This is a genomic window from Oceanobacillus piezotolerans (assembly GCF_003665065.1).
Taxonomy (GTDB): Bacteria; Bacillota; Bacilli; order Bacillales; family Amphibacillaceae; genus Oceanobacillus; species Oceanobacillus piezotolerans.
In genome coordinates this window covers 403,917-418,467 of record NZ_RCHR01000004.1, presented here as the reverse complement: position 1 = coordinate 418,467, position 14,551 = coordinate 403,917, and the positions used below count along the sequence as shown (strand labels likewise).

At 33.4% G+C, this 14,551-nt stretch carries 9 protein-coding genes; 8 read left to right on the top strand and 1 reads right to left on the bottom strand.

Translation table 11 applies throughout. From position 1 onward, the window contains the following. Positions 1–7: 7 nt before the first annotated feature. The 6 genes from D8M04_RS13595 to D8M04_RS13570 are packed head-to-tail and all read left to right on the top strand — an operon-like array spanning position 8 to position 8,012. A complete protein-coding gene (locus D8M04_RS13595) occupies positions 8–988 on the top strand; it encodes a hypothetical protein (RefSeq protein WP_121523868.1) in 981 nt (326 codons plus the stop codon). Next, positions 985–3,096 (top strand): dynamin family protein, encoded by a 2,112-nt coding sequence (locus tag D8M04_RS13590; RefSeq protein WP_121523866.1) that lies wholly within the window; start codon positions 985–987, stop codon positions 3,094–3,096. The genes D8M04_RS13595 and D8M04_RS13590 overlap by 4 nt, the downstream gene beginning before the upstream one ends. Beyond that, the gene (locus tag D8M04_RS13585) at positions 3,093–3,872 is read left to right on the top strand and encodes a hypothetical protein (protein ID WP_121523864.1); all 780 of its coding nucleotides are present in this window, start codon (positions 3,093–3,095) and stop codon (positions 3,870–3,872) included. Before D8M04_RS13590 ends, D8M04_RS13585 begins: the two co-directional genes overlap by 4 nt. A gap of 17 nt (positions 3,873–3,889) precedes the next feature. Further along, positions 3,890–7,039: an ATP-binding protein gene (locus tag D8M04_RS13580; RefSeq protein ID WP_121523862.1), complete on the top strand. Its 3,150-nt coding sequence runs from the start codon at positions 3,890–3,892 to the stop codon at positions 7,037–7,039. After that, positions 7,006–7,626 carry an HNH/ENDO VII family nuclease gene (locus tag D8M04_RS13575; protein WP_246001252.1) on the top strand — a complete coding sequence of 207 codons (621 nt, stop codon included), beginning with the start codon at positions 7,006–7,008 and terminating at the stop codon, positions 7,624–7,626. The genes D8M04_RS13580 and D8M04_RS13575 overlap by 34 nt, the downstream gene beginning before the upstream one ends. After that, complete coding sequence (locus D8M04_RS13570; protein WP_121523860.1) at positions 7,623–8,012, top strand: SMI1/KNR4 family protein; 390 nt, start codon at positions 7,623–7,625, stop codon at positions 8,010–8,012. Before D8M04_RS13575 ends, D8M04_RS13570 begins: the two co-directional genes overlap by 4 nt. Positions 8,013–8,466: 454 nt before the next feature. On the opposite strand, the gene D8M04_RS13565 is transcribed toward D8M04_RS13570, so the two are convergent. Then, positions 8,467–9,579 (bottom strand): 5-methyltetrahydropteroyltriglutamate--homocysteine S-methyltransferase, encoded by a 1,113-nt coding sequence (locus tag D8M04_RS13565; protein WP_121523858.1) that lies wholly within the window; start codon positions 9,577–9,579, stop codon positions 8,467–8,469. 394 nt (positions 9,580–9,973) lie between these two features. Here D8M04_RS13565 and D8M04_RS20275 point away from each other — a divergent pair, with 394 nt between their 5' ends. Next, positions 9,974–13,240 (top strand): AAA family ATPase, encoded by a 3,267-nt coding sequence (locus D8M04_RS20275; RefSeq protein WP_222928592.1) that lies wholly within the window; start codon positions 9,974–9,976, stop codon positions 13,238–13,240. Positions 13,241–13,243: 3 nt separating this feature from the next. Beyond that, complete coding sequence (locus tag D8M04_RS13555; RefSeq protein ID WP_121523856.1) at positions 13,244–14,533, top strand: hypothetical protein; 1,290 nt, start codon at positions 13,244–13,246, stop codon at positions 14,531–14,533. Positions 14,534–14,551: the final 18 nt, after the last annotated feature.

Here is a 14,551-nt window from a genome sequence, read left to right as displayed (position 1 = left end):
TGCTATAATGCGATTACATATTTATTCTTTACAAGAAACTACTTATGAAAGTTTTTTATCCTTTATTGATCAAAGCCTTCCTTTTAAGATACATTGGTATCCACTAAATGAAGAAGTGACAGTAGAGGGAATTCCACACTTTTCCATTTTCTTATTAAGCATTCAAGGTGCAAATAGTATTTGGTTAATGCAACATATTGAGAAACTTAAAAATATGGGGGCACATGACCAAAATTTTTACTTTGTTTTATATAATAAAGAGTCTGCACCACGACAATCAGATATAGAATTAGTGGTAGAAGATTTACATAATAATTTGTCAGAAATGCTTGTAAAACCAATGATTGATACCATTTCAATACGAGCATACGATGCATTTGTGCAAGGTGAATCTCGTTTTCTGTATTTTGATGACATATTAAATGAACATCGAACAATTAAACAACTCGAAACAAGCGATTCAGCAGATTACTTGAATTTTCAAAAATATATTGGGAAAAGACAGGTTGAAATCATTCTAGAAGAATGGTCAAGAAGCCCATTTCTACTATTTTGGAAAAAAAGTAATTTAAAGACACTACTCGTTTATGATGTACCAGAAGTTGTTGTGAGTAGTCTTCTTATGCATTACAATTTCAATTTAATAACAGCTAGTAATGAGGATGAATTTTTAAAAATCCAACAAGATAAAGAAATCATTTCAATTACATCAACAGATCATGACGAAGCAACGGATTTACTCCCGAATCAATTTATTCTAAGTAATTCATGTACTAAGTCGACAGGGAACAAATTGTATTTTAATGAAGAAGTATACACTTTCGCAAAATTACCTGTTGAAAACATTATTGAAAAAGAAGACTTAGTGTTCCTTGATGCAAAAGGTTATCCAAAACCAAAGTCTAAAATTAAAGATTGGGATACAGAAATTGCTAATATATCCGGATTAAAAACAGTAATTAATAGAGTAGGAGCGTGTATCCAGTGATAGAGTCAACAAGAATTAAATTTGAGAAAACAAATGAATATGTTCAAAATGTTTTAATCGAAACAAATCTATCAGAAGAAGTAATGAAATCTACTGAAATAGAATCAAGCTTGGAACGTTTAAATAACGGAATCTTTAGAATCGCTGTAGTTGCTCCATTTAGTGCTGGTAAATCAACGTTTATAAATAGCTTATTAGGATTTGATTTACTTTCTACAAGTATTTTAGTAGAAACTGCTGCTATTACAACCGTTAAATATGGCGAAACACCTCGTGCCGATATCAATTATCATGACGGTTCACAAGTTGTGATTGAAGGGAATCCAGATGATTTATATGGATTTAAAGCAGAAATTAAACGGTATACCACTGTAAACCGTGAAGATGATGAATTTGAGGTGGAAGCATCTATTGCTAGTGTGGATGTTTACTGGCCAATTAAGCTATGTAAAAGTGGTGTGGAAATTGTGGATACACCTGGATTATTTGCTCAGCATGAGTCACACAGTGGTATTACCTTTAATATCTTAAATTCTGTTAATGCTGTTATTTTCATTATTGATCCAACAACTGTTGGAGAAGTGAATTTTATGAAAGTCATTCGAGAATATGTAGATAACGCAAAACGTACAACACTAGATAATTCAGACAAGCATATTTTCTTTGCAGTAAATAAAATTGACCAATACCCAGAAGCAGAAGTTGAAAAAGCTTTTGACGAATTACTAAAAGTACTCGATGGTATTGTTATGGCACCAAAAATCTTTAAGGTTTCTTCTTATTTTTGCTTAATAACAAAAATGTATGAACAGGGCTTTATCGATATTAACGACATTCGTCGAGATGAAACAATCAAGTTTGTGGATGATGAAGGTTTCCCTGTAGCAGGGCGTGCCATTGAAGAAAGAGATGTCCCAATAATTCGTGAAATCAGTAACATTCAATCCGTGTATGATAGTTTAGGAATCTATTTTGAAGAGAAAAATGGCTATTTAATTAGTGAAGTATTCCAAAAACTAAATCGTGCAGTTGAACTTGAATTGGAATCTGTAGAAAAAAATACTGAAATTGAAAAAAAGAAATACACTGAAGACAGTGGTGTATTAAAAGAAAAGGTCGATAATCTAACTAAGGTATTTAAATTAGAAATTACCAAACTGCGCATTAATATCGAGGAATTAGTGGAGGAACGTTTGAGTAATTCAAGTAACAGAAAATCCATTATGTATAAAATACGTAAATTATATAATTCAAATGTACTTGATATGGTAGAGAACTTAGATAGTGAATTAATAAGAGAATGGCGTAGTAGTAAACGACAAATTAAGAAAAATAATGCAGAGGAAATCTTGGATAACTTTTTTGGTTTAGTAGATTTAAAAATCGAGAACATGAAGTTTCAAACAAATCAAACAAGTTTCAGCATCATCTCAAAAGGAATAGAAAAACTTGTAACCTCATGTGAAGAATTAGTCCATGAAATAGAACAAAATTTTAATCGCTTATTTGAAATAGAATTGGGTATTTCTCAATCAAAAAATTCTTTCTTTGATTTCGATGAATTATTAGAGGAGTTAAAACAGGAAATTGAAAACCTTTATAAAGGGAATGCTGCTTCAGAAATAAAAGAGAATATTGATAGTAATTTAAGCTCATTAAAAAGTAAAAATACAACAATCCGTCGGGCACCTGGAGTATTTAACTTGATAAAAAGTATTTTCGGAAAAGAAAAGAATATAAAAGAATTTAATCGTGATGATTTTGTTGTTGATATTGAAGTAGAAGTAAAACTTGCTTTAGAAGAATTAGAAGCAGAATTGACAGCTATACTACGTCAAATGTCAACTAGGTTGTATAATAAAATAGATACGATTATTCCAGAAGTTATAGAAGAGCATTTACTAGAAGTAAGAGTACAAAACTATATAAAATGGCAACAGAATCAATTAAATCAGCTTGCTACGGAACAAAAACGTAGCAAGGAACAATATGAATTATTACTTTTAGAATTAAACGAAAAACAACAGGAACTCAAGCGTTTAATTCAAAAAAATCGTTCAGTATACGAAGAAATCAATACATTAAAAGAAGCGGAGCTGGTTGGATGAATTTCCAAAAATATGAAAGAGAAATGAATAACTTCTTAGATGAGAATTATCAAAATTTAAAAAGAATAAAGGTTGCAAATTCAGAGTTTGCCTTTAAAGAATTAGTACAAACTGAACAAGCAGATATTAATAACTACACTATAAGTCTTGTTCGTAAAATCGCAATTGATGTGCGTAAAAGTTTCGTAGAAGAATTAGGTGATGAAAAAGGATATGAACTGGGTGAAAAATACAAAACGTCAATAAAACCGCCTGTATTTAATCAAATTGAGGTGATTTTTAAAAAAGAAATTCCTATAAATAAACAGGACATTTTAAATGCAACCGAACAACACACAGTACAGCGAAAGACAGTTCAAAAATTTGAATCAAAATCTCCTGCAAATCAATATCGTGCTAGAAATTTTGCAGTCGGAACAGGTACTGCTACAGCTATTATCGTATATCCTGCAGCAAGACTATTAACAAGGGCCTCTTTTGGAACTTCATTATTTGTAGTTGGTCTTTCTGCAATTGTGGTAGCAGGTATTGTGTATACGGTAATAAAATACGTGGATGATAATGGGAAACAACAAAAAGAATATGTGCCACAAACCCAAGTTCAAGCTCCGACACCAAAAACAAAACCTTCTGCAAATGCAGGAAGGAAAGCAATTGATCAAGCATCAATGAGTAATTTACTTGATGTCAGGAAAGCGGAGGCCAAAAAAGTATTATTAAAAACAATTAAAGATGCAGAAAAAAAATACATACAAATGCAAGTACATACAGTTTAATATAAGTAGGTGAAATCATGCTGAAACGTAGTGATATTGAAAAAATTCAATTAGCTCAGCAACGTCTATACAAACGTCGGTTTAAAAATATAGAAGAAGGACTTTTATCCGAAAGGAATATAGTACCATACAGCTATACTATTAAAGAAATATTCATTAAGCAAGATGAGAATGTTTCACTTACAGAGCAACTTCAAGGGAGTGTAGAGGCTCTTGCAAAAGCTTTATATCATGTTCGCGGACGTACTATTTTTTCTGTTTTAGGAAAAGGCAATGGACAAATCTCTTTGACTATTTCTAATACCCAATCCGATAATCAGGTTGCAAGCTTAAATTCTACTTTTTTAGGTTCTATTCGTGTAGAAAAACAAGCTATACAATATAATAAATGGGACAAATATGCTGCTATTACATTTACACCTGCTCTTAATAATGAAGAGAAACAAAGCTATATCAGTGTATTTGATAGTTTTTTAAAAGCTAATTCATATAAACCATTTGAAATTAAAATGGTGATACAGCCAATAAATATGGATGAAACACTATTAACCTTGTCTTCCATGTATGAGGAAGTCTACCCTCTTCAAAAAGTGCAAACATCCAATACAACTTCCGAAAGTATTCAAGTACAAGAAGGGGAAAATACAGCGAATACAGAATCAGCTATTTTAATTTCACGTAATAATTCAACCAATACAAGTACTACGGAGAGTAAGGATACTTCATCAGATGAATCATTTGAATATGCCAGTTATGCAATAGAAAAATATTGTGAACAACTACAGTATTTAATAGACCGTCAATTATTAGCTAGTTCAATTGGACAATTCCAAGTAGCAGTATATATTGGAACAAATGAAGATATGGTGTTAACGAGTCTTCAAAATAGTATTCAACAATCTAGTTTTGAACAAGAATTTGGAGAACCTGCTAAATTACGATTCGATCCTAAAATCCAAACATATTTTGACCAAGCTGCATTTCCACCAGATGAAAATGATTTATCTGCTTTTTTAGGATATGCATCTTCTTGGACAAATGTATTAACATCAATAGAATTAGCGCGATTAATTCAATTGCCAAGTCAATCCTATGATGGATATGAAGTGAAACAACAAAATGACTTTGAAGTGTCAACCATTCCATATGAACATTCAGATGCCAATTGGCAAATGGGGAAACAATTTGTACGTAATATTTTGACTAACACGGATGTCTCTTACCCTTATAAGAATCTACGTCAACATTGTTTAATTAGTGGGATTACAGGGAGTGGTAAAACGAATACGGTTATGTCGTTATTAGAATATAGCCCTGTTCCATTCCTAATTATCGAACCGACAAAACAAGAATATCGTCACTTGCTAAGTACAGATCAAGAAATCAAAGTATACACACCAGGGAATGAAAGACTTTCTCCGATTCGCTTGAATCCATTTTATTTCCCATTAGGTATTTCTGTCATGAGCCATATTGATTCATTAAAGGCCGTATTTATGTCTGCTTTTTCCATGTATGCTTCCATGCCTAATATACTTGAACAATGTTTATATTCGATTTACCAAAAAGTTGGCTGGGACTTAAATACTTCTATTAATGTATTTTCGACAGAGGAACTTACATACGAGCATTTCCCAACATTAACCCTTTTATATGAGGAAATTGATGATTATTTAGATAACTCCGGTTATGCAGAAGAACAGAAATCAAATATTCGTGCGGCCCTATTAACTCGTATTAAAAGTTTGATGACTGGAAGCAAGGGGAAATTATTAAATACGAATGAAACGATTGATTTTTCTGATTTGCTTCAATCAAAAACGATTATTGAATTAGAAGAAATTGCAGATGAAGACGATAAAGCACTAATTATGGGGTTATTCTTTATTCGTTTATCCGAACAGTTTAAAATAGAGGCAGATTCATCTTTAGATGCGGAATTAAAACACTTTACCATTATTGAAGAGGCACATCGTTTATTTAAAAATCACCATGAGAGCCAAAATCCTGAAATAGCGAATACAAAAGGAAAAGCAGTTGAATTTTTCTGTAATATATTAAGTGAAATTCGTTCTAAAGGTGAAGGTATTATTATTGTTGACCAAGTACCAACGAAGTTAGCGCCTGATGCATTAAAAAATACAGATACCAAAATTATTCATCGACTAGTTTCTCAAGATGATGCTGAATACGTAGCGCAAGCCTTAGCGATTTCTAACGATGAGGATTTATTATTCTTATCTCAACTTAAACGCGGAGAAGCTTTATTCTTTACAAGTGGCATGTATAAGGCAGGCCATGTATTAGTTAATCCTGCTAAGGAAAAATTGAGTTACGTTTCTTTTGATCAATTAAGAGGACTTGCTCTTACTTACAATACATTTGTACAAAATGAAGAGCATATCCATCCAATAGCTGAATATTTACTAAATCAAAATGATCGTTTCGTTGAATTTGCCTTGCTTCAATTTAGAAAATTCTATCACAATGCTTTATATGGTGATGCAAATAGATTAAATCATGTTGTAAAAGTATTTTCTGAAGAATTATTAAAATACACCGTTAAAATTGGATATATTATTCCATCTCAACAAGAAAACGCATTTTTAGTTACTTTTTCTAAAGGGTTATTAAGTAAATATCTTCAGGAAAAAGTCTATTTTGCTAATTATAATCTTATAAAAGAAGAAGTTAGATATTACATGGAAGTTTTATTATCGAACTTAGACTATTCATGGTCTAAAAAAGAATTAGAAGTATTTCACAAACAACGAGAAAATTGTGTATATCCATTACTGAACGTAGCAACTGATAACATACTATTTGATGAACCCATATTTAAATGGATGGGAACAACACGAAAAGTGATTGACGGCGAGATTTACAATTTACTTAACTTTATCGATATTATTAGCAGTTTATTTGATGTTGTTAACCCTGATATAGAGACAATAGAAAATGCTAAAAATGTGTATGCAAAAACTAAAGAAATGATGGCTAACGAATTCATAGAATGGCATTGGAATAAACAAACAAAAGCTTTCATACTTCGAACAGTCGCACATATCTTTGGTAAGAATCAAAAACCTTTATTACAACAAATGGAAGTTTGGATGGAAAGGGATGCTATGGAATGGAAATCTTCACAACTGTCGCTACAGGTCTAGAATCAGTTGCAACGGGATCTGAAAAATTATTCGAATCAGCAGAACCACTTTTTAATGAAGGGATATATCATAATTTAGAAAATTCCAAAAATATGGAGGCAACTCTTAATTTGGAACCCGTAAAGATAGAAGCTGTTACACTAAAGTCAAATGAAGTTGTGATCGACGAAGGGGTAAACTATAAAACTTTGGAAGAGGCGTTAACAGAGGCTAGTCCAGAAGAGATAAAGATTTATGAAGATGCCCCATTAAAAGAAACAACTGTTAATAGTCGGGAAGTTTTAACTCGAACAGATATTGATTATGAAGCAAAAGATCAATTTGGGCGTACTAATTTAGAACGTATGGAAGAAGGACTTGCTCCGTTAGTAGATGGAGAACCAATCGAATTACATCATATCGGTCAAGAAATGGATTCCCCATTAGCAGAATTAACACGAACCGAACATCGTGGTGAAGCAAATTACTCTGTTTTACATGATGCTGCAAAAGATAGTGAAATTAATCGTACAGTGTTTAACCTAGAAAAGGAAGCACATTGGAGAGCACGTGCAGAACAAATTAAAACAGCTGGAGGTATAGGATGAATTTAAAATCATTATTTGAAAATAAGAAGGTTCTCTCAACAGGAGGCGTTGATAGTCATACGGTTGAACAAGCGGAAAGTAAATTATCATTCACAATGCCTATTGATTATAAGGAATTGCTATTAAATTATGGAGCAATATCGGTAGGAAGTCACGAAATTGCTGCATTAGGTGTTAATGGTTACCTAAATGTAGTAGAATTAACATTAAAAGAACGTGCATTAGCTAAAAATCAATTAGATAATTATATTGTAATTGAAAACTTAGCCACAGAAGGGTTATTAATTGTTCTTGATGAAGAAGGACAAGTATACGAATATGAGAATAACACTATTGAGAAAATTTATTCGGATTTTAAAGCTTACTTAAAAGAAGAAGTTCTTTAAAAATTGAGTGACAAATAGGGGGTTCAGAAAGTCAGTGAGAGCTGATTTTCTGGAAGTATTTTTTAAAATAGATGGAAATGCAACCATTGAAAGAAACGTAACTTAAATTAATATTATATATAAGCTTGAGAAGCTATATCTTCCGTATGTTTTAAAAATCACCAAAACAATGAAAAAGGCTCATTTAAAATAAAAAATATAAAGCCAGCTAAAAATATGGTGTCCCCTAAGGATGTAAATATGACATAATTGTACGGACGATATTTTAAAAAGAAATTACATAATCATCAAAAGATAAGAAAGGGGCACTTACCTCTCTCTTTTTTTGATATTGTCATATTCAAATAGCGTTTTTCAAATTATCAAAAATACTATATTTCCCTGGGGGACTAGTGAGTTTTTATTATAAGGTTTTTGGCCTCGAACCCACGAGGCGGGAACTGACCCTATCAACTTACGGTTGCATTCTATCCCATACTTGATCAACGATGTTAATTACATGTTTTAGCTTATTCCACTGTTCTTCTTCTGTTAAGACATTTCCCTCTTCCGTACTAGCAAATCCGCATTGAGGACTTAAAGCTAAGCGATCGAGTGGTACATATTTTGCAGCTTCATGGATTCTGTTGGTGATGGAATCGATATCTTCCAACTCGCCAGTTTTAGAAGATAGTAGTCCTAAAGTGATGATTTGGTTTTCTTTTGTTGCATATTTTAGAGGTTCGAAATCACCACTGCGTTCATCATCGTACTCTACCATCAAGTAATCATAATCTAGCTGACCAAATAGAGTTTCAGCAATCGGTCCATAGCTTCCTTCTGTTAAATGCTCTGATTTATAATTTCCACGGCAAATATGAACGTAAGTCTTCATATCATCAGGGGCAGCAGATAATGTTTCATTGGTTGCATATTTGAATAATTTTAATGCTAACTCCCTATCTATTCCTTTCACTTCTAATAATCCGAAATCCGTAAAGAATGAATTCCAAGCTGTATCATCAAATTGCAGATGTCTACAACCTGCTTCATATAACTGTGGGATTAATTCTTTATACATTTTAATAATATCGTCAAAAACTTCTTCCTCGTTATTATAAAACTCTCGCTCGGTTTCCGTCACATCTCTATATGTAATCAAGTTTGGGCTAGGAATGGTTAGTTTGACTTCGACACCATACTTCTTAGCAATTTCATTCGTTGCTTTGAATTCGTCTATGAATCGGTGCTTGCCTAATTTAATCTTTCCTGTGATAGAGAAGTTGATGGCATCCGTTTCTGTATTGTTATTAAATACTAAAGGATCACTTTCCACAACATCAATTCCTTCACATGCAGTAAAGAAATCTAAATAATACCATGCGCGTCTAAATTCTCCATCTGTTACAACGCTAAACCCTAGTTCAGCCTGTTTAGAGATAATCTTTTCAATTTCGCTATTTTCAATCTTCGTTAATTCTTCATCTGTAATTTCACCAGAGGCGTGTTTTATTCGTGCATCCTTAATCGCTTGAGTTCTAAGAAGACTCCCTACATGATCTGCTCTTAATGGTAATTTGTTTGTCATAGTTATTCTCCTTGTCTATCTAAAGTTGTAATTCTATTGAATTATTTGCAAATTATCAAATATGTGATAAGTATAACACAAGCAAGTTCGATAGCTTTAAACTTAAAAACTATCATTTGATATAGTTTTAAGCTATAGCAGAAGAAAGAGATAAAACGGTAGACCCCTCCTATGTTGGTTAGCTTAAAGGTCTTTAGGAGTTGTTATTAAATCTTATAGGACTGGGGTATATTACCAATATAAATTGAATTTTTTGATGTAGCTGTTAACGTGTATATTGAGAGCTAAATCTTACTACAGACCTTTACATTTAAGTAAGTATATTTCAAGAATTAAAGGAATGTTATACTCATATAAAAAGTTCTGCTTTGAAGAAGACAAAGGGGTGGAAAAATTGAATCTAGTAAATGTAGAAAAGCATATATTAAAAGATGATTACTTAGACGTGGCATTTCGCCGTTATCAGGAATTCAAGAAAACAAATACATATAATGAATGGTATAAACAGGAGATTTTATCTGAGCTCAATCATTATATGCAGCACACCGAAATCAAGAAAGAAAATATAGTTGGAATTATCAAGAAGATTAAAGACAGTAATCCACAAGAAGGAAGTTTTGTGCATTGGAGCAATACAAGTGACTTACTTGAGTACACCAATGAAAAACCCGAAGAGGTAGCAAGTCTATTGAACGATCTATATAAAAATGATAAAAAATCCATCCAAGATAAAATTGAGGGATTTCGAAATCATGGAAAGCAAAGTAATTCGACAATTCGCTTGGGAGCCCCTTTATTCGGATTCCTTCTAGCTGCGTATGACTATACGAAATATCCTTTATATAAAGAAGAAGTTTTTAAGGATATCAAGAAAGTATTACTGATAGATACGAAGTTAGGAACTGTAAGTAAAAATTATCAAGATTTTTATGATATCTGTTTAGCCACCCATCGTTACCTTAAAGAAAAAGGCCATTCTATAACCATGTTGGATGTTCAAGACTTTTTCTTTTGCTTAACTCAGTACGAGCAACCAAAAGTAGAGAGTGCGGTGGATTATCTTTCTTCAATCGCAAAGGAGCTGGCAAGGTATAAACAGAATGATCAAGCTTTCCTAGATGCCGTTAAGCAAATTGATCGAGCAGAATTAGAGAAGAAAAGGGAATCATATCGGAATTCCCAAAAAGTAAATAAGATACGATTTAACATTATTAATCAGATTCTACATGGAAATGATTTGGAACTTGAGGATATAGAAAGAATGAAAGAGGATATAAGGCAAGAAAATGAAAAAAACGTTTTACGATCCTGGACAAATTTCACAATTCTATTTTCTATTTATTACGAGCCGATAAAAGAAAAAGTGAAAAATGAGCTTGGTACGATTCATCATTCCATAAGAAACTTAAACAATGTAACTGATCTAGATTTAGTAAAGGACGATGTATTAAACGGGTTTGATTGGAAACAGCACTTTGGTGATACAGAAAGTTGGCTTGCAGTTTATCCCGCTGATAAGCAGTCACATAAGGAAGCTGCTCAATTGTTTCTTTCGATTGAAGAGAGCCGTATACGTTACGGTCTTGTCTATGGTACGGAACATCCCAAGCGAGGAGAAGAAAATATAGACACCTTGCAAAATTCAGAGCAATTTACTTACCAGCAAATGAAAGAAAAATTTATGGAAGTATTACCACAATTTCTCGAGGGAAATCAAATGTCTTCCGAAAATAATCCATTTGAAACTTTATCAGAAACATTCTCCGGTATTTTTCGTTCGGTAGAAGAGGCGAAATGGGCGTTTGATTTTTCTTTTCAGACATTAGAAAGAATTGGTATCACTGAACCAGGAGATCCAAGGGTCGCGGTTACCTTTCCATCGAGAAAAAAGTTACATATCGATTTCTGTAATTGGTTAATATTGGGTTTTAGAGAAGGTAAAAATGGTCAATCAGAAATTCAGTTATCGTTGATAGAGGATAAAATAAAAGATACTCCTTATAGTAGACAAATGTTTACGACAAAAGAACAAGAATTGCCAATAGCTCTTGTGCAAATCCCGCTTCAAGAGTTTCAAACCAATAGGCATTTACAGAATGTTTACGAGGAAACTTTGAGATTCGTTAAAGTTAGATTCCAAGGGTATACTCGATCCCCATATAGAAAATTCAATATAGAAAAATTAGAAGAAGCTGTTTTTGATCCGGACAAAAGGATTAAAGTATTTACTGAAGAAATAATCAACATCCCAATGGAAATAGAGGAAGAGGAAACGAAATATTTTTGGCTAACAGCTAATCCTTCCATCTGGAGTGTGGATGAAATTAAAGATGGAGGAAAAGTGAATTATACAGCCTATAATGAAAAGGGGAATAAGCGTAGGATATTTACAGCATTTGAAAATGCCAAGCCAGGTGACAAAATCTTGTTCTACGAGTCGACACCACGAAAAGAGATTGTTGCTCAAGGGGAAGTAGTAGAAGGGCTACACTTAGTTGAAGAAGAAGGATTTGTTGAACCAACAGAAGGTGTATCTTTCCGGTATGTAGAAGATATCACACCAATCAGCTGGGAAGCTGTTGCCGAAGTGGAGGAGCTACAGCTTAGCTCTCCAATTAAGAATGGTGCTCAAGGCAGTTTGTTTGAATTAACGAAAACAGAATTTGAAACGATTCTGTCCTTGGAAGAACCAAACATCGTAGATAACGAAGTCGAGATACCTCCTATTAATTTTGAGCAGGAGATAGATATCAAAGGTTTATATTTTGAAGAGAAAGATTCTCTTCTAAGACAAGTAAAGACAGCATTAGCAAACGGGAAGCATATTATTCTCACTGGACCTCCAGGAACAGGGAAGTCAAAGTTAGCTAAGGAAATCTGTCAGTCCTTTGATGCCGATTATAAAATGGCAACAGCCACTTCCGATTGGTCGACGTATGAGACAATTGGTGGATACCGGCCGAAAAGTGATGGAACATTAGCCTTCAATCCCGGTCTCTTCCTAAGGTGCTTTAAAGATAATTATACGAATAAACCAATCAATAAATGGCTGATTATTGATGAAATGAACCGTGCTGATATCGATAAAGCGTTTGGGTCTCTATTCTCAGCTTTAACAGGAGATGCCATAACCTTGAACCTTCAATCAGAAAGTGGACAACCCATTGTATTACGTCCACAAGTGGATGAGGAAAAAGTGATACCGAATGATCTTGAATATATCATTCCTAATGACTGGCGGTTGATTGGTACGATGAACACACTTGATAAGGCTTCTCTTTATGAAATGAGTTATGCTTTTATGAGAAGGTTTGCTTTTATACCAGTTGGTGTACCTAAAAAGGTTGACGAGACACTTATTCACGAATTTCTGGAGAAATGGAATATAGAGGATTATGCGTTTGCAGAAGAACTGGCTTTTATTTGGAAACAAATTAATCAATACCGGCAAATAGGACCGGCCATTGTAGAAGATGTAGCCAAGTATACAGCAGTGGATACAGATTTCACATCAGCGATTATTTTATATGTTCTCCCACAGTTTGAAGGATTGTTGGAACAAGAAATCCTTGAGTTTATTGAACGATTAAGTGAATTACCAGTTATTGAAAAGGAACGATTAACGCAATTTGCTCAAGATTTCTTTCATATGAAGGGGTAGCTTATGAAAAGAAGTGCTGAAGAATTATTAGAAGAAATAAGTGATTTTTTAGTGATTTATTTGAAGTCAGGACAGGTGGGGATTAATTCTTTTCTTAAAAAGACTGATCTACCTATTTCCCAAATGGATCAACTATTGAAAGTTCACTTTCTATTAAAGGATGAAGTAAAACAATTTGTCCGGGAATTGCCAAAGCTAATCAAACGATTTAAGACATCCACAACGTTAAAGCAGGAGACCTATCACGGACTTGTTAAAGGGCAAATTAATTGGAACAGAACCATCAACGATCGGTTTCGAATAAATGCAAAAGATAAAACGATTTTCTCAGCCAATGAACGGAACCGGGAGTATGCAATCAAAGAAAACCTTGTACTGCTGGAAGTAGTACAAACGTTATATACTATCTTATTTAGAGAAGTGGACAGTAATTATCTAGAAAAATACGCATGGTTTAAAGAATGGGGCGTACTGAAAAGTATTGTTAGCAATACCCTTTATAAAAATATTTACTTGTCAAGGGTGCGAATGGTAAAAGGTCGCGTTACCGATCGAATGATTCTGGATACTCTTAAACATCGAAACCCCTTATACCGGAGTGCAGCATCTATCCTCCAGCAGTATAGAAAACTTCTATATGGGGAAATCGATGAGCAGGAGGTACAGACCCTATTAAGAGAGACATTTGTCTATCCGAAAGAAGTGGATGTGCTATTTGAGCTTTATTGGGTGGTGAAATTAATAGAAGAAAATACGGAAAACGCCGACCTTCAATTAATGGATGGAAGAAATAATCTGGTTGCCCAATGGAGTGATGATTATTGTTTATATAAGGTGTATCATGACTCCACTGGCTCAAATCAGATTAAATTCCATATTTCTACGGATGAGTTAAAAGAGCATGAACATCCGTTTATTTCTCGTAGATTAAGTTCAATAGAAGAAGCCGACACTACTGCAAAGAAACTATTTAATCAAAGTTTTGACACGAAGACCTATTGGAGCGGAAGACCGGATATCTTAGTAGAAATGTATGACAAAAAGACTAATGAACTGCTTAAAGTAGTCATTGGTGAGGTTAAACATACAAACAGAATTGAATATGCGATTACTGGATTACGGGAATTGGTGGATTATATGAAACTTGTTCAAGATAAGAATGGACTATTCTTGGAAGATAAGATGGAGTTACAGGGAATTTTATTTACTGGACGAGTGGATGAAGAGGAGAATAGGGTGAATAATCTAAGTATTGGAGAAGGGAGAGATGGGATTAGTTGGTGTGTTGATTGATGTTGAAACTAATTGAGG